The organism is Desulfofustis glycolicus DSM 9705, assembly GCF_900130015.1.
GTDB classification, from domain to species: domain Bacteria; phylum Desulfobacterota; class Desulfobulbia; order Desulfobulbales; family Desulfocapsaceae; genus Desulfofustis; species Desulfofustis glycolicus.
This window is the reverse complement of record NZ_FQXS01000003.1, coordinates 84,842-107,547: the sequence shown is the minus strand read 5'-3', so window position 1 is coordinate 107,547 and position 22,706 is coordinate 84,842. Positions and strand designations below refer to the sequence as shown.

17 protein-coding genes are annotated in these 22,706 nt (G+C 54.6%); 15 read left to right on the top strand and 2 right to left on the bottom strand.

All coding sequences use genetic code 11. The annotated features are described in order from the left end of the window. The first annotated feature begins 51 nt into the window (after positions 1–51). From BUC26_RS03855 to BUC26_RS03845, 3 genes are all read left to right on the top strand, one after another. Positions 52–516 (top strand): GGDEF domain-containing protein, encoded by a 465-nt coding sequence (locus tag BUC26_RS03855; RefSeq protein WP_073373522.1) that lies wholly within the window; start codon positions 52–54, stop codon positions 514–516. A gap of 135 nt (positions 517–651) precedes the next feature. After that, positions 652–2,808, top strand: a complete 2,157-nt coding sequence (locus tag BUC26_RS03850) for an acetate--CoA ligase family protein (protein WP_143165900.1) — start codon at positions 652–654, stop codon at positions 2,806–2,808. 219 nt (positions 2,809–3,027) lie between these two features. After that, positions 3,028–5,343 (top strand): PAS domain S-box protein, encoded by a 2,316-nt coding sequence (locus tag BUC26_RS03845; RefSeq protein ID WP_084540431.1) that lies wholly within the window; start codon positions 3,028–3,030, stop codon positions 5,341–5,343. Between the two features lie 190 nt (positions 5,344–5,533). Here the strand turns inward: BUC26_RS03845 and BUC26_RS03840 are convergent, their stop codons facing one another. Further along, positions 5,534–6,232 (bottom strand): transposase, encoded by a 699-nt coding sequence (locus BUC26_RS03840; RefSeq protein ID WP_073373519.1) that lies wholly within the window; start codon positions 6,230–6,232, stop codon positions 5,534–5,536. 176 nt (positions 6,233–6,408) lie between these two features. Here BUC26_RS03840 and BUC26_RS03835 point away from each other — a divergent pair, with 176 nt between their 5' ends. Then, the gene (locus BUC26_RS03835) at positions 6,409–7,443 is read left to right on the top strand and encodes an IS110 family RNA-guided transposase (protein ID WP_073373518.1); all 1,035 of its coding nucleotides are present in this window, start codon (positions 6,409–6,411) and stop codon (positions 7,441–7,443) included. Between the two features lie 591 nt (positions 7,444–8,034). Continuing rightward, positions 8,035–8,262 (top strand): hypothetical protein, encoded by a 228-nt coding sequence (locus BUC26_RS22900; RefSeq protein ID WP_143165899.1) that lies wholly within the window; start codon positions 8,035–8,037, stop codon positions 8,260–8,262. A gap of 10 nt (positions 8,263–8,272) precedes the next feature. Here the strand turns inward: BUC26_RS22900 and BUC26_RS03830 are convergent, their stop codons facing one another. Further along, positions 8,273–8,794: a hypothetical protein gene (locus tag BUC26_RS03830; RefSeq protein WP_143165898.1), complete on the bottom strand. Its 522-nt coding sequence runs from the start codon at positions 8,792–8,794 to the stop codon at positions 8,273–8,275. Positions 8,795–10,040: 1,246 nt separating this feature from the next. Between BUC26_RS03830 and BUC26_RS03825 the strand changes: the two genes are divergently transcribed. From BUC26_RS03825 to BUC26_RS03775, 10 genes are all read left to right on the top strand, one after another. Beyond that, on the top strand, positions 10,041–11,606 hold the full coding sequence (locus BUC26_RS03825; RefSeq protein WP_073373637.1) for a B12-binding domain-containing radical SAM protein: 1,566 nt from the start codon (positions 10,041–10,043) through the stop codon (positions 11,604–11,606). A 248-nt stretch (positions 11,607–11,854) separates the two neighbouring features. After that, positions 11,855–14,890: an FAD-dependent oxidoreductase gene (locus BUC26_RS03820; protein WP_073373516.1), complete on the top strand. Its 3,036-nt coding sequence runs from the start codon at positions 11,855–11,857 to the stop codon at positions 14,888–14,890. Between the two features lie 26 nt (positions 14,891–14,916). Further along, positions 14,917–15,441, top strand: a complete 525-nt coding sequence (locus BUC26_RS23830; protein ID WP_167369255.1) for a hydrogenase iron-sulfur subunit — start codon at positions 14,917–14,919, stop codon at positions 15,439–15,441. Positions 15,442–15,491: 50 nt separating this feature from the next. Next, entirely contained in the window at positions 15,492–16,154 is a 663-nt protein-coding gene (locus BUC26_RS03810; RefSeq protein ID WP_073373515.1) for a methylenetetrahydrofolate reductase C-terminal domain-containing protein, read from the top strand. Beyond that, complete coding sequence (locus BUC26_RS03805) at positions 16,154–17,089, top strand: methylenetetrahydrofolate reductase (RefSeq protein WP_073373514.1); 936 nt, start codon at positions 16,154–16,156, stop codon at positions 17,087–17,089. Before BUC26_RS03810 ends, BUC26_RS03805 begins: the two co-directional genes overlap by 1 nt. Before the next feature lie 58 nt (positions 17,090–17,147). After that, positions 17,148–17,615: an NADH-quinone oxidoreductase subunit NuoE family protein gene (locus tag BUC26_RS03800; RefSeq protein WP_073373513.1), complete on the top strand. Its 468-nt coding sequence runs from the start codon at positions 17,148–17,150 to the stop codon at positions 17,613–17,615. Positions 17,616–17,649: 34 nt separating this feature from the next. Continuing rightward, positions 17,650–19,401: an NADH-quinone oxidoreductase subunit NuoF gene (nuoF, locus tag BUC26_RS03795; protein WP_073373512.1), complete on the top strand. Its 1,752-nt coding sequence runs from the start codon at positions 17,650–17,652 to the stop codon at positions 19,399–19,401. A 5-nt stretch (positions 19,402–19,406) separates the two neighbouring features. Continuing rightward, complete coding sequence (gene fdhF / locus BUC26_RS22630; protein ID WP_084540429.1) at positions 19,407–22,088, top strand: formate dehydrogenase subunit alpha; 2,682 nt, start codon at positions 19,407–19,409, stop codon at positions 22,086–22,088. Positions 22,089–22,147: 59 nt separating this feature from the next. Then, entirely contained in the window at positions 22,148–22,342 is a 195-nt protein-coding gene (locus tag BUC26_RS03780; protein ID WP_073373510.1) for a CooT family nickel-binding protein, read from the top strand. Between the two features lie 35 nt (positions 22,343–22,377). Further along, entirely contained in the window at positions 22,378–22,638 is a 261-nt protein-coding gene (locus tag BUC26_RS03775) for a DUF8180 domain-containing protein (protein ID WP_073373509.1), read from the top strand. Positions 22,639–22,706 lie beyond the last annotated feature (68 nt).

Here is a 22,706-nt window from a genome sequence, read left to right as displayed (position 1 = left end):
CCCTTTGCGATATCTGTGTGCTATGCTTTTTCTCAGATACTGCGCGGGAAAATGGTGGAATTGTCCGAAGCCATGAAATCCCTGTCACGAACGGATGAACTGACCGGCATTCTCAATCGACGGGGTGGCATGGATGCCTTGCGGTATATAGAAAAGACATCGGCAAGAAGCGGAAAGCCGTTTTCGATCGTATTGTTTGACATTGATCATTTCAAAAAAATTAACGATGAGTTTGGTCATGGAGTTGGTGACGCGAGCCGACAACGTCATGTATCATTCCAAGGCCCAGGGCAGGAACCGAGTTACGGTTTTCTAGGTTGTCCCGTTGCGCCGTTGATCCGACTGCCTCTCCGATTCCCATTTGTTTTTCAAGGCGAACTCTCTCCGGTCGATCGTGACAACAAGCAACACACCTTAATCACCGGGGAGACAGTCCTGTGGCTATACCGCTCGGGTAATCGTCCTGCCCGAGTTTTCCGTTCAGAGGGATCTGGCTTTACCGGCACGGATACCTGAATATCAGCGCTTCTGCACATGGCGGCAGGCAATGGAACGGCGTGATAAATATCGGTGGGTGCAACAAGAGAGTTTACGTAAGCGTCAAAGGAGGATACAGTAGCTGAGGGAAAAGTGCCGGCAACTGCCGGTGGTGTGAAACAATCATCAACCCAGCTCCGATACTCTGCTCTCGACATGGAAACGTTCTTCTATCCCGAGTCTATCGTTATTTTCGGTCTTTCCGCCAAAGAAAAAAACGTCTCACGCCTCATCCTCGCCAATCTCATCAGGTGGGGCTACCGTGGCAGGATTTTCGGGGTCAATCCCCGCTCCGCCGAGCGGCACGTCAACGGCATCAAGATGTATCATGATGTCCGGGAGCTGCCTGAGGTTCCCGACGTGGCCGTTGCCCTGTTGCCGGCACGGTTCATCCCGGACGTGGTTCGGGCCTGCGGTGAACACGGCATCCGGCGGATGGCCATTCCGTCCGGCGGCTTCAACGAGGCCCGCGGCGGTGGGAAACAACTGGCCGAAGATCTGCTTGGTGCGGCCAGGGAGCATGGCATCCGCTTTGTCGGCCCCAATGGCTTGACCATCGCCAACACCGCCAACGGGCTCTGCCTGCCTTTTACTCCGCTGTATCGTCCGCCCCAGGGTGGGATGTCCGTTATCACCCAGAGCGGCGGCCTCGGGCTGTCGCTGTGGAATCTGATCGCCGACGAGCATCTCGGGTTGGCAAAGTTTGCCAGTATCGGCAACAAGATCGATCTCGACGAGGTCGACTTTTTGAACTATTTCGCGCGGGATTCGGATACGGAGGTCATCTGCCTCTATGTTGAAAGCCTGAGCAACGGCGCAGCACTGGTCGAGGCCGCGACGGCCTGCACCAAACCGGTGATCCTGTACAAGGCCAACACCACCGGGGCCGGCAGTAAGGCAGCCATGAGCCATACGGCGGCGATGCAAAACGATGAAGACGTCATCGACGCCGCCCTGGAGCGGGCCGGCGTCATCCGTATCGACACCTTCAGCGATTTCGTCTCGGTGACCAAGGCCTTCCGGCTGCCGCCGATGAGAGGCAACCGGATCATGGCGATGAGCCCGGCCGGCGGCTTTTCGGTGATCATGGCCGACCTCTGTGCCCAAGCGGGTTTCGCCTTCGCCGATCCGGGCCGGGAATTCTATGAAGAGGTTGCCACCTATGGCAACGCCGGGATCATTGATGTGTCCAATCCCCTCGATATGGGCGACATGTATGATCCAAAGGCGACCGCCGATATCTTCCATGCCGCGCTGCACAATGGAAACGTCGACGGCGCGGTCTACGTCAACCAGTGGCCGCGGATGCCGGTCGGAAACGACATCTTCAGTAAGATGTTTCATACCGACCTGTCCCAGGAAACCACGGGCGCCATCCGCTCGGCCGATAAGCCGCTCGGCGTCTGTCTCTTTGGCCCGTCAAAGATCGTTACGAAGATCAAGAGCAACCTCAGCATACCGATCTTCGACACCCCGGAAGAGATGATCAGAGCCCTCAAGATTCAGCAGCAATTTCACGAAAAAAAACGTGCCGGAGCCTTTATCCCGTCACGCCCCGACGGGATCGACCGGCAGCAGGCGGCGGCGTGGCTTGATAGCCATGAAGGAAGCCGGGGCGAAGAGGTTCTCGAACTGCTGGCTTCCTATGGCGTCAAGGTCGCGGCATCACTCGTAGCAACAGATGGTGACAATGCTGTGCAGGCAGCGCGGCAGATCGGCTATCCGGTGGTCATGAAGGTCGTCTCTCCGGACGCTCTCCATAAATCGGAGGCAGGCGGCGTCCGGCTCGATATCCGCACCGACGAGGAAGTGCGTGCCACCTATGCCGACCTTGCCGCGAGTCTCTTGGCGTACAATCCCCAGGCCAGATTCGAAGGGGTTCGCGTCATGGCCATGGCGGGGCCGGGCCATGACATGTTTGTCGGCGGCATCCAGGACGATTCCTTCGGGCCGGTGGTGGTCTTTGGTTACGGCGGTATCTATATCGAAGTCTTCAGCGATACGCAGCGGGCGCTCTGCCCGACCTCCCACGATGAAGTTGCGGAAAAACTCAAGACGTTGAAATCGTATAGAATCATCGAGGGAACGCGGGGCAAAGCGGCCATTGACAACACCACCTATGTCGATTTGATCGTCCGGGTAGCCTGCCTGCTCGCCGATTTTCCGGAGATCAGGGAACTTGATCTGAATCCGGTACGGATTCTCGAAGACGGCTCCGGCGTGTTGGCCCTCGACGGTCGGGCAAGGATCGAGGGTAACTCCTTGTCGTGATGCGCTATAGATAAAGGTGAATGCCAAAGAGGTCTGTCGCCGCCGGATCGGGAAGTGGTGGCCACCGCTCTTTTCTTTCCTGCTCAAAGCAGCGTTTTGATTTCCTGAAGGAAAGATGAATTTGCTTGTTCTTCAAAGCGATATTTGAGAAAACGTGATAAGGGCCTTCTCTTATTTTTTGGAAAGGATGATTTTTTCCTTGTCACGAAGACGATTGGCATGTCGACAAAGCGTTCCCCGTTCATGAATCACCCTCATGCTATTCCGCCTGGACTGGAGGAATGGCACGATCTTCTGATGAACGCGCCGGTAGGTGTGTTCACTTCTACGCCCGAAGGTCGAATCCTCTATGCCAACCAGGCATTTGCCAGACTCTATGGTTTTGAAACCCCTCGGGCGATGATTGAAACAGTGACCGAAGTCGGCTCCCAGCTCTATGCCGAGTCCAGCGATAGAGAACAATTCCGGCAGCAATTGCAGACCCATGGCCGAGTGGTCAACTACGAATGTCGGATGGTCCGCCGGGACGGATCGATTTTCTGGGCTTCCCTCAATGCCCGAGTCGTCCGAGAACAAAAAGGAGGTACGGAATCTTTCCAGGGATATATCACCGACATTAGCGATCGTCGACGAGCCGAACAGAAATCACGGTGTTCAGAAGAAAAGTTTACCATCGTCTTCATGTCTGCGCCAAATTGCATGGCCATCGTCCGGTTGGTCGACGGCGTCGTGCACGACGTTAACCAGGCGTTTGAGCAGGTCACAGGATGGCAGCGCAGTGATGTCATCGGTAAAACCTCGTCAGAGAGCGGGTTCTGGGTTAACGCAAAGGAGCGGGAGGCCATGGTCGGCGAGTTGGCGCGAGGCCGAGACGTTTTGCAGCGGGAGTTCGGTTTCCGTAACAGAAACGGGGAGCCGCGCGACGGATTATATTCAGCGCGTCCAATTCAGATTGAAGATCAGCCGTATTATATCTTTATCCTGCAGGATATAACCGAGAGCAAGCGGGTTGAGGAATCCCTGCGCTTGACTCAATTCGCAATGGACCAGGCACCGGATAGCATTCTTTGGGTAGACCATCAGGGGGCGCTTATTTACGCGAACCGGGCCGCTTGCTCGTCCACGGGGTTTACCAAAGAAGAGTTGCTGCGGATGAAGGTGTTTGACGTTGATCCGGATTTCCCGGATTCGAAATGGGAGCAGCATAAGGTTGACCTGAGACGGCTTGAAAAAATGACTTTTGAGGGGCGTCATAAGAGAAAAAACGGGCAACCCTATCCTGTCGAGGTGACCACCAACTATATCGAGTACAAGGGCCGATTCCTGGGTATTGCCTTTGACCGGGACATCTCCGAGCGCAAGAAATACGAAGAAGAACGGGAAAAAATGCAGAACCGGCTATTTCAGGCCCAGAAGATGGAGTCTCTGGGTATTCTGGCCGGTGGCGTGGCCCATGATTTCAATAACCTGCTCCAGATCATCGGTGGAAATCTCGAGTTGCTACTAAGCTCAAAATACCCTGAGGATACCGACATGCCTCGCCTGAAGACCGTAATCTGGTCGATAGAGCGGGCCGGAAAGCTTGTTCAGCAGTTACTCCTGTTTGGTCGCAAGGCCGTGACGCAAAGAAAACCCCTGGACTTGAACCATGAGGTGGATGAGGCCATCAAGATCCTGGAGCGGACTATCCCCAAGATGATCCTGATCAGTCGGCATCTGGCCAGTAATCTCTGGTCGGTGAGCGCTGACTCGGTCCAGGTTGAGCAGGTCTTGCTCAATCTCGGCACCAACGCCGTCGATGCTATGCCCAACGGAGGAAAGCTCTTGGTGGAAACAAAAAACATCGTTCTGGATGTCGGTCCTGTCAGCGGGGAAGCGGATGCCGAGCCGGGGAGATACGTTCTGCTAACGGTTACCGATTCCGGGTGTGGCATGACCCGGGAAACGATAAATCATGTATTCGACCCGTTTTTTACCACCAAAGAGGTCGGCAAAGGAACTGGGTTGGGCTTGGCCTCTACGTACGGTATCGTCAAGAGCCATGGTGGGCACATTCAATGCTACAGCGAGCCGGGTCAGGGAACGACGTTCAAAATCTATTGGCCAGCGCTGGCTCAAGATGGATTGCACTCAGAATTGCCAAGCAGCTCGGACGAGCCGCAGGGTGGGGATGAGAGCATCCTGGTGGTGGATGATGAACCGGAGATTTTAAAATTATCCCGCGAAATCCTGGAAACATTCGGTTATCGAGTGTTTACCGCGGAAACCGGGGAGCGAGTTCTGGAGATCCATGCTCAACAACAAGGCAAGATCGATGTGGTTCTGCTTGATTTGAACATGCCGGGCATGGGCGGAACCAATTGCCTGTTGCACCTGCTTGCCGAGGATCCATCCGCCAAGGTAATCATCGCCAGCGGGTATTCGGAAAACGGACAGGGGCGAGATGCGCTGTCCATCGGGGCCAAGGGATTTATCGGAAAACCCTACCAAATGAAGGAACTTGCCGCCAAGATCCGGGCCATCCTTGATCATTGAGAAAGAGGCAGGAGGGAGTCAAATCTTTCTCTTTGACAAAACGCTTTCAATTTCATCAATTTTCCGCTGGATTCTTTCATCTTTTCCAGCCTGAACGAGCAGTATTTTTCGACTTTGGCTCTCCGTTGAGTAATCGCAATTGCATAGTTCTCCGATTTGAGGAAAAGAGGGGACAGACCACGTTTTTCGATTAATCTTTGGCAGTCTTTTTTCTGGGCCGTCCTGTTTTTCCTGGTGAAACACGGCGGCCCAGAATCCTGCTGGCTTCTTCTTGAAACCGATTGGTACCGAGGGTGAAATTGCCGTTTGTGGCTTCTCGAATCCTATCGATTTCTCCAGGATCAAGCTCATACCGGAAAAGCTCCCGATATGCGGTCTGCCGTTGTTCGTCCGAAACCCCGAGATTGAGGTAAAGCATATGAGGGGTTATGAGTTCTGATCGTTCCCCTTGAGCGTTTGCCCGAAAACTCGACCAGCGATACACCCCTGGGTGCTCGACCATCTTGGCCCGTACCGGATTCATTTCGATATAGCGTTGACACGTGAAAAGATATGATTCTTGCTGCACGAGACTTGAGCGAAACCTGCCTTCCCAGAGTGTGCCGCTCCGCCGGTAGGTGCGATTGAAATACTGAACATAGCGTTGACCAAGACGTTTCATGAGGTTGGCGGCACTGTGGCTGCTTTTCGGAGTAAGCAGGAGATGAACATGGTTGGTCATCAGGACATACGCATGGATGAAGCACTCTGAGCTATGCGCATACTCATGGAGCCATTCCAGGTAGGACAGATAGTCCTCATCGGCGAAAAAGCATGCCTGTCGGTTGTTGCCACGTTGAATGATGTGAAGCGGTACATTGGGGAGCGAGATACGCGGTCGTCTAGGCATGAGTCAGTTGTTCAAAGAGAAGCAGGAAAGGAACATCTCAAAAGTGTGGTCTGTTTGAATGCATAAGTGAGGAAGGATATGAGAAAATGAGGAGACCTCCTGTGGTAGAATGGCTTGAAAGCTAGCCGTGACAGCATAGATACCGCACAGAATCATTGGCCACAAGGAGGTCTCTTATGAAAAGTATGCACTATATCGGATTTGATATCCACAAAAAGGCCATCAGTTTCTGTGAAAAACGGGCGGATGGCACTGTTGTTGACCAAGGAGCTTTTAGAGCTAACCGGCAGACGCTTACCCAATGGGCTATGAAGAGGAAAGTTTCCTGGCATGGAGCTATGGAAGCCACACTCTTCACCGGATGGGTCTATGATCATCTTCTGCAATATGCAGATGAACTCTCCGTTGCTCACCCGGCGATGCTCAAGGTCATTTCTGTAGCTAAGAAGAAAAATGATGCTGCTGATGCAGAAATGATTGCCGATTTGCTTCGCTGCAATCTCCTGCCTGTCTGCTATATGGCAACGGAAGAACACCGGAATCTGCGGAGGGTTTTACGTTATCGAAATTTCCTGGTCTGCGAGGCAATCAGGATGAAAAACAAAACCGCCGGACTCTTGATGGAGGTTGGCGCTGAATATACAAAATCAAGGCTTCATGGGGAGAAATACTTTCGGGAGCTTGTAGACAACCTGGAATGTGTCCCGGAATCTGTAATTGATCTTCTGGAGATTGCTCGTTGCAACCTGAATGCCTTTACAAAGATGCAGAAATCTTTAGTTCGGGCTCTTCGGTCAAACCAACTCATCAGTCGGCGAGTTGATCTGTTGATGAGCATTCCCGGAGTTGGAGAGGTAACAGCTCTGACCTGGGTTCTTAAGAATGGGGATGTACACAGGTTTGGTCGTATCAGCAGGGCTGTCAGTTATTGCGGTCTGTGCAGTGCGCAGAAACAGTCGGCAGGCAAAAATCAACGTGGCCCGATTTCCAAACAGAGAAACAAACATCTACAGACTGTATTGATTGAAGCCGCAAAGCTGGCTCCGCGCTGGAATTCTCAATTAGCGGCAATCTATGAACGAGAAATAGCCAAAGGGCATCGAAATCGGGCCACGCTCGCCGTTGCCCGTAAGCTGGTCGCCTATCTGCTGGTTGTTGATAAAAATGGACTCCCATTTATACCCCAGGAGGCATTAATGGAAGCAGTCTAATAGCGTGAGCGACTTTTGCGGCTTGGTTTTCCCGCCGGATCTTTCGAAATAGGGGTCTGTTGCGAACCTTCGGGTGATGCGCCGTTTGATCTGTTTAAAGACCGGCGGGTTTTGATCGAAACTCAATCTTCTGTGACGGCGTACAGCCCGATACTGCAAATAGATGTCTGGTCACAAGCCATTTGTTGACCCAAGGAAAGAATAAAAAAACAAAGCGGCAACCGTCAGAAAGAGTGCTGGGTAGTGCCAAGTCCGCTCGATTTAATTGTGGTCCAACGGCTGCGAATGTTTTTGCGGATTCTTCGCCACTGGACCACAATTAAATCGAACTCCATGCAATAAATCCGGCAACACGGTAAGGACAACAGGAAATCTCCGTTTTCCACTTGACTTTACTTATCATAGATGTCCCCTATTTTCTGGATTGCAATTTGAAGCGATATCTCGATTTGAACCTGAAGAGAAACAGATCGTAAAAGCTGTTCTCGACAGTTTGATCTTAAAACATGAAGCAAAGCGATGGTCAACGGGGGCGTAACAGATAAAAAATGCCAATCAGCCGTTACACCGGACAAGCCGGTGAACTCTTAATTGGCAGCTATCGAGAGAAAGCGTGGTCTGTCCCCGGTTTCGCCGAAGGTCATCCGCATGGGAATATTCGGCATCGAATTCAACGAAGCGACCGGACAGGGAACTTGTCATCAACCATCTTCCGATTTTGGACGATTGAGGGTCTATGTCTGCAAAATCAATCAGCAGCGTGTCAGGGGCGACAACGCCATCAACCTCACTTCCCTCTATCAGGAAATCAACTGCTAAGCCAAGTTCGTTACTCAAGTTCGTTACTGACGATTTTCGGCTGAGCTGAGTCAATTTTCAGGGCGTGAGCTGTTCCCTGCCCGTTATTGGTAATACGAACTCCCAAAGAGAAGGGGACTGACGGTTCGACTTGCGGGGTAAACGGGTCGTCACCGTATACCTCATCCGGCAGGAAGTAATCGAGGGTTAGCATTGGCAATGGCTTGACTCGTATCGAATCCGGCGTCACCACCGTTTCCTGTTCTTCTCCGCCAAGGGTATAGGTCAACCGGGCACCCACAAAATACAACTTGTCTACGGCTGCGCCTTCTACTGAGGCCGGGGCTGGGATAATCAACCAATGGATATCAGCGGTTGTGCTGGCGGTGACAGATCCACCCCCATTAATGTCATCTATACCTTCCATGGAACTGGGGCGTATGAAGAACAATGCGTCCGGATCGTCAGGGTTTGAGCTGCTTCTCACCGGTTCCCCGGATTCATTGGAAAAAAGGACTTCTATGGAAACAGCCTGGAGGGGGGTGGTGGTCAACCATTACTTATTTGCATGTGCGCATCGAAGGCCTGCCGCTCAAATGTCATTTCTTGTCTGATTTCAATTTTAACCTGCGCGCATATGGATTTCTGAGCGTATGCATTTATCGCGAAGAAAATGTTTGCCAGGAAGAATAGAGCCGTGACCATTTTGGATAGATATCCGTCCATTCTTGTTTTCCTCTATTGTGCGTTTGGTCAGAAACGGAGGTGAATACCGTTTACCTGCCACAGAACGATGAAGCGACGATGATGCTCGAAGGCAGATGAAAAAGAACTACTTGAAAATGTCGGGATGTGCCGCTAGCCAAAGAAAACTCAAAATGATCAGGCAACTTCCCGAGACCAACTCGGGGTCCTTTTCCATCGGGTAATTCGATGTAACGCGCGATAGTCCAGCCTGGTCATTTCAGGCGGACGATGTCCAAATTTAGGAAAAATTCTTAACTCTCAGGTGGTTAGGGGAGTCAAACTGTTTCGATATCTAGCAGAATAGAATTGGTATGTAAAGAAAAAAGTTTGCAATAAGAGGTCGTTGGGTCTCGTTTAACAGCGTAAGTTTGTCAACTTGATCCTCGCTATCCTTTTACCTGTCTGGAAGTTTGTATCCAAGTTGCGACAGCAGGAGGGGTGGAAAAATTTTTAAACATTGTCAGCAAATCAATGGTGTTACGCAGTAGTCATGGTCTTGGTTTTACCAGGATGGCAATGCGGTGAGGCGTACTCAACGTATCCATTTTTCCTTCAACCCTCAGCATGGGGCAATAGTTTGCCCCTAAAAAGTGTACAAAATGATACATTACATGCAGTGAAAGTAATTAAGAAATAGAGAGTTATGTGGTTTAGGTAGTTTCTTTCCTGTTGAGCAACGGTTCTCCTTATGTACCAAAGAAAAGGGAATGAAGGTAAGGCCTTCAATTGAGGCTCGGGTTTGTGAATGTGAGAGAATAAATGATCAATAATAATGTTAGGCATTACTGGAAAAAGACCAAGGCAAGCAGCGATAATCAAGGATGGCCGAATGCATCAAGATTCGGTGCGGATACAATCCCTTGGAGTATTGAGTTTCATTTATCAAGAAATAGGGTTTGAATGAGCGTTGCTTCTACTCAAGTCAGTTGGTTCTGTTCTGCTTATAAAAGCTCGTCTGGTTCAAGCTTGCTTGAATCGAGTGCTTCTTTGCAGTCTATCAGGTAGCATGCTTAGTGATTGCGATACTTTTTTTCTTTTTTGAGGAAGTTTTGATGCTGCTGCTCTCTCCACCCGCAGCTAAACCTGGTGAACCGCCGGCTGGTATTGCCGGTCTGGCCGGGGCGCTACGGCAACAAGGTGTTACCTGCCCGGTGGCCGATCTTGGGCTGGAGGGGATGCTCTATCTACTGCAAAATTCATCGGAACCCGATGCACGGGATCGCTGGGCGCGCCGAGCCTGGAAAAACCGGGAGGCCAATCTGCGGGCCCTGCGGAGCGGGGATGCCTATGAAAATGGGTCCCGCTATCGCAAAGCGGTTCTGGAGATCGGCCGCGTGCTGGCGATGGCCGGTGATGATCGGGTGCGGGTGAGTCTGGCCGATTACCAGGATAGGCGGTTCTCGCCGACTGCCAGTGCGGATCTGCTGCGTATGGCCGGTGAGCCGGAGGCCAGCGTCTATTACCCGTTCTTCCGATCGCGGCTGATCGATCTGCTTGAGCAGCATGCTCCCCGGTATATCGGGCTTTCCATCAATTACCTGAGCCAGGCGTTGAGTGGTTTTGCGCTGATTGGTCTGGTGCGGCAACTGGCCCCCGAGGTTACCGTGGTGGCGGGGGGCGGGCTGATTACCTCGTGGATGTGCAGTTCACGCTGGTCGGAACCGTTTTCCGGTTTGATTGATTACTGTATCGCCGGACCGGGAGAAGGGCCGCTGCTCGAAGTGCTCGGTTGCGATGACGGTCATGAAATCGAGGCGACCGGCCCCGATTTCAGCGACCTGGCGCTGGACGACTACCTCTCGCCGGGATTGGTGTTGCCCTACAGTTGCTCTTCCGGCTGTTATTGGAACCGTTGCAGTTTCTGCCCGGAGCGGGCCGAGGGCAGCCGGTTTCGGATGAAATCGCCGGCTCGGGTCCGGGAGGAGGTGGGGGGGCTGGTGACACGGTATCGGCCAACCCTGCTTCACTTGCTCGACAATGCGGTACCGCCGGCGGTACTGGCGACTTTTTCGGTGGATCATCCGGGCGTGCCCTGGTATGGCTTTGCCCGGATCAGCGAGCAGCTGGCAGACCTTGATTTCTGCCGCACCCTGCGGGCCTCCGGCTGCGTGATGCTCAAGCTCGGTCTGGAATCCGGTTCGCAGCGGGTGCTCGATCGTCTGGACAAGGGGATCGATCTGCAGGTCGCTGCCCGTGTGCTGGCAAACCTTCGCCAGGTGGGGATCGCTACCTATGTCTACCTGCTCTTCGGCACCCCGGCCGAAGACGAGAGCGACGCGCAGCAGACGTTGCGCTTCGTTTGTGAGCACCAACGTGCGATCACCTTTGTCAACCTGGCCATCTTCAATATGCCGCTGGACAGCTCGGAAGCGCGGGAGGTGGAACTTGAGCCTTTCTCCGGCGACGACCTGGCGCTCTATACCGGATTCCGCCATCCACGAGGGTGGGACCGGCGGCGGGTACGCCGCTTTCTCGACCGGGAATTTCGCCGGCAGCCGCAGATTGCCGTTATTATCAGGCGTGATCCACCGCAATTCACCTCCAATCATGCGCCGCTGCTGGTGATGAATGGCCTTGACAGCGCTGAGCGCTATTCAGTAACGGTGGGCTCTTCGTGAAGAAGAATTGATATTTACCAGGGAGTGCGCTGAATACTGCCTTGTAGCAGGCTGCGGCAGGAAGAGCCCTGCGGATGGTGAAAAAAGAGATTGTCTTACCGTGAAAATTCCATGATAATGTCAGGGCTGTACAGCGCACACCGAACGACAGTCTACGCGAATCAAGCCGATCAGCGCCCGCCGCCGATGCTGCATCACCAAGATGCCGGTTACGCAGGCAGGCAGGGGCTGATCCGAAGGAGGTTGCTGTGACCCTCAACGCCCTCGGAGAGAAGAACAGGCAGAAAGTTGGCTCGGTGCTGGTCGTCGGTTCCGGGGTCGGCGGCATGCAGGCCGCTCTCGACCTGGCGGACAGCGGTCTGCTGGTGCACATGATCGGCGACGAGTCGTCGATCGGCGGTACCATGGCCCGCCTCGACAAGACCTTTCCCACCGGCGACTGTGCGATGTGCATGATCTCCCCGCGCATGGTCGAGTCCAGCCGGCACCCCAATATCAAGATGCACACTCTGGCCTCGGTCAAGGCGGTGGCCGGCGAGGAAGGCAATTTTACCGTCACCGTCGAGCAGCCGGCCCGCTATGTCGACCCGGATCGTTGCACCGGCTGCGGCGCCTGCGAGCCGACCTGCCCGGTGAAGATCCCCAGCGAGTTCAATCTCGGTCTGGACAAGCGCAAGGCTATCTATGCCCTGTTCCCACAAGCGGTCCCCAATACCCGGGCGATCGACAAGCGCTACTGCCTCTACCTGACGAAAAACGTCTGCCGCAAGTGCGAGAAGGCCTGTGATGCCCAGGCCATCAATTTTGCCGACCAGGACCGGGTCTACGACCTGAGCGTCGGCTCGATCATCCTGACCCCGGGATTGAAGACCTATGACCCGGCGATTCGGCAGGAGTTCGGCTACGGCCGGTTGGCCAACGTGGTCACCTCATTGCAGTTCGAGCGGTTGCTGTCGGCGTCGGGACCCTGCGGCGGCACGGTGGCGCGGCCATCGGATCAGGCGCACCCGAAACGACTGGCCTGGATTCAGTGTGTCGGCTCGCGCAACAGTCACAACGCCAACCCGTGGTGCTCCTCGGTCTGCTGCATGTACGCCGCCAAGCAAGCGATTATCGCCAAGGAACACGATCCCGAGGTGCAGGCCACCGTGTTTTACATGGAGCTGCGCGCTTTCGGCAAGGATTTCGACAAGTATATCGACAAGGCCAAGAACGAGAGTGGGACCATCTATCGGCGGGCCATGGTCTCGGAGATTATCGAGGATCCGGCCACCAAGAATCTGATCATCCACTATATCGATGAAGATGGGCGACGGATCAACGAGGAGTTCGACCTGGCCATCCTGTCCATCGGCTTCGAACCGCACGAGCAGGCCCGCGCCTTTGCCGAGACCTTCGGCATCGAGGCCGACGACTACGGCTTTGCCGGCACCTCGAAACTGCAACCGGTTGAGACCAGCCGCCCGGGCATTTACGTGGCCGGTATCTACCAGGGCCCCAAGGATATTCCGGAAACGGTGATCCAGGCCAGCGGTGCGGCTTCGTGCGCCATGTCCCTGCTCGGCGAGCGGCGGGGCACCGAGATCGAGGAAGTGGTGCTGCCGCCGGAGAGAGACATTGGCGGCGAGGAGCCGCGAGTCGGGGTCTTCGTCTGCCATTGCGGGGTCAATATCGCCGGTACCGTCGATGTCAAACAGGTGGCTGAGGCGGCCGCCGGCCAGCCGGGCGTGGTTCATGCCGAGACGGTGATTTATGCCTGCGCGCCGGACGGCCAGGAAAAGGTCAAGGAGACGATCAAGGAGAAAGGCCTGAACCGGGTGATTATCGCCTCCTGCACGCCGCGCACTCATTCGCCGCTGTTCCAGGATACGATCCGGGAGGTCGGCCTGAACAAGTTCCTCTTCGAGTTGGCCGACATCAGGGAGCAATGTTCCTGGGTCCACAAGGATGACAAGGAGATCGCCACGCACAAGGCGATCGAGATCACCAATATGAATATCGCCAAGGGGCGGCTGCTCGAACCGGTTTCGCAGAACTCGGTCGGCGTCACCCACACCGCGCTGGTCATCGGTGGCGGCATTGCCGGCATCAACGCCTCGCTGTCTTTGGCCGCCCAGGGTTACCAGGTCCATCTGGTGGAACGCGAAGCCGAGTTGGGCGGGCTGCTGCGCCGGGTACGGCGTAATCTGGAGGGCGACGACGTACAGGCCTATCTGGCCGGAGCCATCGCGCAGGTCGGCGAGCACCCCGCTATTACCGTACATCTCGGAACCACCATCGATGTTACCGACGGCTTTGTCGGCAATTTCAAAACGACGCTGAGCAGCGGTACGGTTATCGAACACGGTGCGGTTCTGGTCACGACCGGCGGTGTCGAATACCAGCCGGTGGAATATGGCTATAATGATTCGGACAAGGTGATCACCCAGCGCCAGCTCGAGGACCAGTTGGCCGAGCGCGACCCGGCTGCCGGCGAGTGTTACGTTATGATCCAGTGTGTCGGCTCCCGCGAGGAACCGGCCAATTACTGCTCGCGGATCTGCTGCCAGGATGCGCTGAAGAATAGCATCGCCATCAAACAGCGGCAGCCGCAGGCGACGGTGGCGGTGCTCTATCGCGATATGCGCGCCTACGGGCTGAAAGAGGATTATTACCGGCAGGCCCGCGATCTCGGGGTGCTGTTCTTTCTCTATACCCCGGACCACAAGCCAACGGTGCAGACCGAGGGCGAGCGCTGTCGGGTCAGCTTTCCCGACAAGGTACTCGGCAAGGAGATGACTATCGATGCCGATTATGTCGTTCTCTCCACCGGGCTCAGGCCGCAGCCCGATGCCCCGGAGATGGCCAAGAAATATAAGTTGACCTGCAATATCGACGACTTTTTCATGGAGGCGCATGTCAAGCTGCGACCGGTCGATTTTCCGAGCGAAGGGTTCTTCCTGGCCGGTCTGGCCCATGCTCCGAAGAACCTCGAGGAGACCATCGGTCAGTCCCTGGCCGCCGCCGGCCGGGCCGGGGCGCTGCTGTCCAAGGAGCAGCTGAAGGTCTCCGGCATCATCTCCAAGCACAACCGGGATATCTGCATGTCCTGTCTGGCCTGCTTCCGTGCCTGTCCTTTTGGCTCGCCGTTCATCGACGAGGATGGCCGGGTCAGTCATAACGAGGTGAAATGCACGGGCTGCGGTATCTGCGCCGGCATCTGCCCGGCCAAGGCCTTTCAGGTCAATTTTTTCCGGGACGATCAGATCATCGCCATGATCGATTCCGTTACCGAACTTCACTAACCACACTTTCGGGAGGGAGCGCGAGCATGACACCTGGTGGAGAAGTCACCACGGAGCCGGTTAATCCGGAGAAGCGGCCCGAAGAGATCCCCGCCGACTGGCGGGCCAACATCATCGCCTTTGCCTGCCACTATTGCGCGTTTGCCGCTGCCGATCTGGCGGGGGTTATGCGCCTGTCCTATCTGCCCAATGTCAAGATCGTCCGTCTGCCCTGCACCGGCAAACTTGATCAGATTTACGTGCTGCGGGCCTTTGAGCGGGGCATCGACGGCGTCTTCGTGGCCGGCTGACTGCCCGGTCAATGTCATTTCCTGGAAGGAAATACCAACGCCGCCAAGCGCATCGAGCGCGTCAAGAAACTGCTGACCACCGTCGGCATCAATCCGGAGCGGGTCCATTTCTACAACCTTTCCGCGGCCCAAGGGCCGCGCTGGGCGGAGATCTGCACCGAGTTTTCGCAGCGGATCATCGCTCTGGGTCCGTCGCCGATCTGGCTGGCCTTGAAGCGCAAGCAACACGGCACTACCGCCGAGTCGGCGGAAACGGTCTGAAGCCGCATGTGCACCGGACTATCGTCATGGAATAAAGGAGTTGAAACGCTATGATCGTCGGACAACAAAAACCGTTTGAGGAAATCTGGCAGCTGGTCAAGGACCACAAGCAGTTCACGGTGTTCGGCTGCAATACCTGCGTCGCCGTCTGTCACCAGGGAGGTAACAAGGAAGCCGGGATTCTCGCCTCACAGTTGCGGATGCGGGCGGTGCAGGATGGGCTGGAGATCAAGATTGATGACAGCGGTATCGAGCGGCAATGCGAGCATGAATTTTTCGAAAAGGCCGAGGAATTGATCCAGGGCTCGGAGGCGGTACTCAGCCTGGCCTGCGGTATCGGCGTCCAGTTCATGGCCTCCAAATATCCGAAAACCCCGGTCTATCCGGCACTCAACACGACCTTTCTCGGGGACGTTCCGGAAACGGGACTGTTTTCCGAGAAATGCCAGGCCTGTGGTGATTGCGTGCTCGGGGTGACCGGCGGTGTCTGCCCGGTCAGTCGTTGTGCCAAGCGGCTGCTCAACGGTCCCTGCGGCGGCTCGACCCACGGCAAGTGCGAGATCTCGAAAGATACCGAGTGCGCCTGGCAGCTGGTCATCGATCGCTTGGAGGCGCTCGGGCGACTCGATGATTACGAAAAAGTGCAACCCATCAAAGATTGGTCGAAAGATCGGGCCGGCGGCCCCCGTACCTTTAAACTGGAGGACTTCTAATGGCCGAGACAGTAACCGGCAGCAGACTCGAGAAGGTATTGAAGAGCGGGCACCAGGCGGTTACCAGCGAATGCGGGCCACCCCGGTCCAGCGATGCCTCGCACATCATCACCAAGGGCCAGTTGATCAAGGATCATGTGGATTCCATCAACGTTACCGACAACCAGACATCGGTGACCCGGCTCTGCAGCCTGGCGGCCTGTGTTCATCTGAAACTGCAGGGGCTCGACCCGGTGTTGCAGATGGTGGTCCGGGATCGTAACCGGATCGCATTGCAAAGCGATATCCTCGGCGCCGCCTCGTTCGGGATCAACAATGTCCTCTGTCTCTCCGGCGATCATCAGCGCTTCGGCGATCATCCCCAGGCCCAGAATGTCTTCGATCTCGATTCGATGCAGCTGGTTCAGACGGTGCGATATATGCGCGACGAGGGCAAATTCCTCAGCGGCGACGAGATCAAGCAACCGCCGAGCATGTTCGTCGGCGCGGCCGCCAACCCGTTCGGCGACCCGTTCAAGATCCGCGTGCCGCGTCTGGCCAAGAAGGTGGCCTGCGGCGCCGAATTCATCCAGACCCAGTGTATCTATAACCTCGACAAGTTCGAGAAATGGATGGAGGGTGTTCGCGAGCGTGGCCTCCATGAAAAAGTATATATCCTGGCCGGCATCACCCCGATGCGTTCGGTCGGTATGGCCCGCTACCTGCAGAAAAACGTACCCGGCATGGATGTGCCCGACGAGTTGATCGAACGGATGAAGGGGGTCGAGAAAAAAAAGCAGGCCGACGAGGGCATCACCATTGCCGTGGAGACCATCCAGCGCCTCAAGGAATGCAAGGGCGTGGCCGGATTCCATGTGATGGCCATCGAGTGGGAGGAAAAGGTGCCGGAAATCGTTGAACGCTCCGGGCTCTATCCGCGGCCTAAGATCGATTAGCATAAAAATAGGGGCCTGTCCCCTATTTTTCCATGATTATCAGGAGGATCATCATCTCATGGAGAAAGAAAAAGAGGAAATCCTGGAAGGCATTTACAAAGCCGCTCAGGCTAATGGCGACAACATCATCAGCATCCTTCAAGAACTGCAGCACCAATTTGGTTATGTTCAAAAGGATTCGGTTGAATGGTTTGCCCGCAAATCCAATATTCCCGAAGCAAAATTTTATGGGGTTCTGACGTTCTACTCTCAGTTTCATATGTCCCCACGGGGCAAGAATATCGTGACCGTTTGCTCAGGCACGGTCTGTCACGTCAAAGGATCAGCCCGGATCATTTCGAAACTGAGGGAGGATCTGAAATTGAAGGGAAACGAGGTGACGACCAAGGATGGACTGTTCACACTGGAAAATGTCAATTGTGTTGGTGCCTGCAGCATCGCCCCCGTAGTGATTGTCAACGAGAAGGTCTATGGTAAAATGTCTCCTGACAAAATGCTGAAGAATTTAAAAGCTTACAAGGAATAGAGCCGTGAGTCGAAAAATAACAGTGAACGTCTGTATGGGAACCGGTGGTATCGCCGCTGGCGGATCTACGGTGATGGAGGCGTTTCGCCAGGAGTTTGCGGAGGTCGGTGTTGATAATGCCCGGGTAGTTGAGAAGTGTCGGCTTCACAAGGTTGGCTGTCGGGGCTTTTGCGCCCGAGACGTTCTCGTCGATATCGCCATCGATGATCAATCCTGGACGTATCAATATGTTGATGAGAAGATGGTCAAACGCTTGGTCGCCGAGCATATCCTCGACAACAAGCCGGTAGAGCAATGGCTGGTCGGAGATGACTATCACACCTTCCATGACAATCAGGAGAAAATCATTCTCGGAGTCCTCGGTCACATCGATCCCGAGTCCATCGATGAGTACATTGGAATCGGTGGCTATAAGGCAGCTGAAAAGGTGCTGGCAACGATGACTCCGCAGGACACCATCGAAGAGATCAAGAGATCAGGTCTTCGAGGACGCGGAGGGGCCGGTTTCCCAACCGGTCTGAAATGGAGTTTTTGTGCCGCCAACCAGGCGGATCGGCGCTACATAATCTGTAATGCCGACGAAGGTGATCCCGGTGCTTTTATGGATCGATCGGTGATCGAGGGAAACCCTCATGCCGTGATCGAGGGCATGATTATTGGGGCCTATGCTATCGGTGCCGACACAGGATATATTTATATTCGTGCCGAATATCCGCTTGCCGTGCAGCGACTGAAAATCGCCTTGGCAGCAGCCAAGGAGCGTGGATTCCTCGGTAAGGGGATCTGCGGTTCTTCTTTTGATCTTGACCTGAAGATTAAGCTGGGCGCCGGCGCTTTCGTCTGTGGCGAGGAAACGGCGTTGATTGCGTCTATCGAGGGAGAACGGGGGATGCCTCGTGCGAAACCGCCGTTCCCTGCCAATAAAGGGTTGTGGGGAAAACCGACAATTATCAATAATGTCGAGACACTGGCAAATATTCCACCGATTATCAACAGAGGGGCTGAATGGTTTACCTCGATCGGCTCCGAAAAGAGCAAGGGGACCAAGGTTATCGCCTTGACCGGGAAAATCCGTAACACCGGTCTGATTGAGATCCCGATGGGCATGCCGTTAAAGAAAATCATCTATGATATCGGAGGAGGTATTGAAGGCGACCGCTTATTCAAAGCAGTGCAGACCGGAGGACCGTCGGGTGGCTGTATTCCTCAGCAGCATATTGATCTGCCGGTTGATTATGAAGGCTTGAAATCAGTCGGTTCCATGATGGGTTCAGGTGGTATGGTCGTCCTGGATGAGACCGATTGTATGGTCAATATCGCCAAGTTTTTCCTGACGTTCACCCAGGAAGAATCCTGCGGCAAATGCGTTCCTTGTCGGATCGGCACCAAACGGCTGTTGGAGATCCTAACCCGCATTACCGAAGGGGAAGGGAAACCTTCGGATCTCGACTTGCTCCAGGAGTTGGCGGAAGATGTTCGCGATGCGAGCCTGTGCGGATTGGGTATGTCGGCGCCCAATCCGGTCCTGAGCACCCTCAAGTATTTTCGTCACGAATATGAAGCCCATATTTTCCAGAAGAAATGTCCCGCAAAGGTATGCAGCAAGCTGCTGACCTTCTATATTCGTCCTGACCATTGTGTCGGATGCGGCGCCTGCAAAAAGGCGTGTGCGGTGAAAGCGATTTCCGGAGAACTGAAACAGGTTCACCAGGTCGACCAGGCGTTGTGCATCAAATGCGGGTCTTGTTTTGATGCCTGCAAATTCAACGCGGTTATAAAGGAGTAGCGGTTATGATTAGCTTGACGATTGATAATCAGCCGGTCGAGGTCGAAGCCGGTGCAACGGTTCTCGAAGCAGCCAGAAAACTGAGAATCGATATTCCGACCCTTTGCCATGATTCGCGCCTGAAACCGCATGGTGCCTGCCGGCTCTGCATCGTCGAGATTGCCGGCATGCCGAAACCGGTTACATCCTGTACGACACCGGCAACTGAAAAGATGGTGGTTACCACACAGAGTGCGCATCTCAACCGGTTGCGTAAAACGACCGTTGAATTGCTGTTGTCGGATCACCCCAATGATTGCATGATCTGTATCGGTTCCGGCGACTGCAAACTGCAGGAGCTGGCCTATCGTTTTAATCTGCGGGGCAGCAGATTCCGTGGCAAGATGCGGGCTCATGACCGGATTGATGAGAACCCCTTTGTCCAGCGAGATCAGAACAAATGTGTGCTCTGCGGCCTTTGTGTCAGGGTATGCGAAGAAATCCAGGGGGTAGGGGCCATCGGTTATGCCAATCGGGGTTTCGAGTCAAAAATCACACCACCGTTCGAAAAGGAATTGTCGTGCGAATTCTGCGGGCAATGTATTGCCGTTTGCCCGACCGGTGCATTGTCCGGCAAGCTCTGGGTCGGTTATCCGCGTCAGCAAGGCTTGGAGAAAACGGAAACGACATGTTCCTATTGCGGGTGTGGTTGCAATCTGACGCTGCACACCTACGGCAAAAGTATTGCCAAGGTTACCTCGCGGCAGGATAATCATAATCGGGGGTGGTTGTGCGTCAAGGGCCGTTTTGGTTATGAATTCGTAACCAGCAACGAGCGTTTAACGACACCGCTTATCAGACGGCAGAAGGGCGGCAGTCTAGAGCCGGCTTCTTGGGAAGAGGCTCTAGATCTGGTAGCCTCGCGTTTGCTCGATATCAAAAGTAAACATGGGCCTGATGCGGTCGGTGGACTGGCTTCGGCTCGCTGCACCAACGAAGAGGGCTATCTGTTTCAGAAAATGTTTCGGGCGGGGATCGGCACCAACAATGTGGATCATTGCGCTCGCTACTGACACAGTGCTACCGTGGCCGGGCTGGCCGCAAAATTCGGTTCCGGGGCAATGACCAACTCGGTTGCTGAAATTTCCGATAATAAGGCACTGCTCGTTATCGGTTCCAATACCACAGAGAATCATCCGATAATCGGTTTGCGCATGAAAGAGGCAGTGCGCAACGGGGCACAGCTCATCGTTGCCGATCCGCGCCGCATTCCGCTCGTCAAGTTTGCCACTCTATGGCTCCGGCACATGCCGGGTACCGACTCAGTCCTGCTTAATGCTTTGATGCATGTCATTATAAGAGAAGGATGGGAGGATCGTACGTTCATCGAAAAACGCACCGAAGGGTTTGATGCTTTTGCCGAAGGCTTGAAACAATTCACGCCCGAATTTGCCGAAAATATAACCGGCGTGCCGGCTGATGACATCGTTTCCGCCGCACGGATTTATGCCACTGCGGAAAATGCCGGTATTTATTATGCCATGGGCATTACCCAGCACTCTTTTGGAACCAATAATGTTCATGCTGTCGGAAACTTGGCGATGGTGACCGGAAACCTTGGCAAGCATGGCGCCGGGGTAAACCCGTTGCGCGGTCAGAATAATGTTCAAGGCTGCTGTGACGTGGGGTGCCTGCCCACCGATCTGCCGGGGTATCAGAAAGTAGCAGATGCGAAAGTCCGCGAGAAGTTCGGCAAGGCATGGGGACGGACGCTTTCTTCCGAACCGGGTTTGACCGCTTCGGAGATGACCGAGAAGATGCTGGCCGGAACATTGAAAGGCCTTTACATTTTCGGTGAGAACCCTGCCCTGTCTGATCCGAACATGAACCATTCCATCAAGGCATTTGAGAACCTTGACCTGTTAGTCGTACAGGACATTTTCCTGACCGAAACTGCCGAATTGGCCGATGTTGTGTTGCCGAGCGCGTCCTTTGCCGAAAAGGAAGGGACCTTTACCAATTCGGAACGGCGTGTGCAGCGGGTTAGAATTGCTCTGGATCCGCCTGGTCAGGCTCAATCTGACCTCGCCATCATCAAACAGGTTTATCGGCGAATCGACCCTGAAGGAGTGTCTGAGAATGCTACTGCCGAGTCGGTTTTCAATGAATTGACCGCACTGTGGCCGGCAATGGCCGGTATGAGTTACGAGCGACTCGAAACGGAAGGGCTGCAATGGCCTTGCCCTACTGACGATCATCCAGGGACACCCTATCTGCACCGGGAATCGTTTGCCCGTGAAGGCGGCAAGGCTTTGTTCACCGTTGTCCCTCACGTGTTGTCCAAGGAATTGCCCGATGAGCAGTACCCATTTGTGCTGACCACGGGCAGACAACTATTTCACTACCATACCGGAACGATGACGAGGCGGTCGACCGGTCTGGACAAAATTTCCCCCGCCCCCTATATCGAGCTTAATCCGGAAGATGCTGCGAGTCTTGGCATAGAGGATACGGGGCTGTTGACCGTAACTTCCAGGCGAGGATCGATCAGGCTGAAGGCCCGAGTCTCAGGTATCGTCCCCCCGCGGGTGGTTTTTATTCCCTTTCATTACAAAGAAGCAGCGGCGAATCGCTTGACCATTGATGCCATGGACCCCATAAGTAAGATTATGGAAGCCAAGGTATGCGCAGTGCGGCTTGAAAAATAACCGGCTGATGCCGGCGTGAATAATGTCGGCATCATGCCTGTGGAAAAATGGAGCGTGGAATGTGTCAGATGAAAGTGGTTGTCGAGAAGCAGGGCGCGGAACAACAGCGTTTCGAAGATGTGTCCAGCCTCAGTGTCGATGGTTCAACGATCCGGATTGCAACGCTCTTTGCCGAGGCGGCGGAAGTCAAGAACGCGGCGATCAGGTCGATTGATTTCATGGGCGGTTTGGTACTGGTACAGCAAAACGGCTGACCGGCCTTCTGGGCCTGACTCTTGAGGAAACGGCAATGAAAAACAGAGAAAAGCTGCGAGTTCTTCTCCAGCATTGGATCGAACACAACGGCGGCCACGTCGCCGAATTCAATAAATGGCGGGCAACGATGGCCGACGAGCATCAGGATCGACTCGTCGCGGCTCTTGACCGGGCGGCCGCGCAGATGGACGCGGTCAGCGAAACGCTGCAGCAGGCGCTTGACGAGTCGGGTGGACCGGTGGCTGATCATGCACACCATCATCATCACCACGGCGATGGGCATCACCACCATTGACGTGCGATTCGACTGATTTGTCGATAGGCCTGGCAGAACATTGATGCGCCGTTGCGGCGCATCAGGCA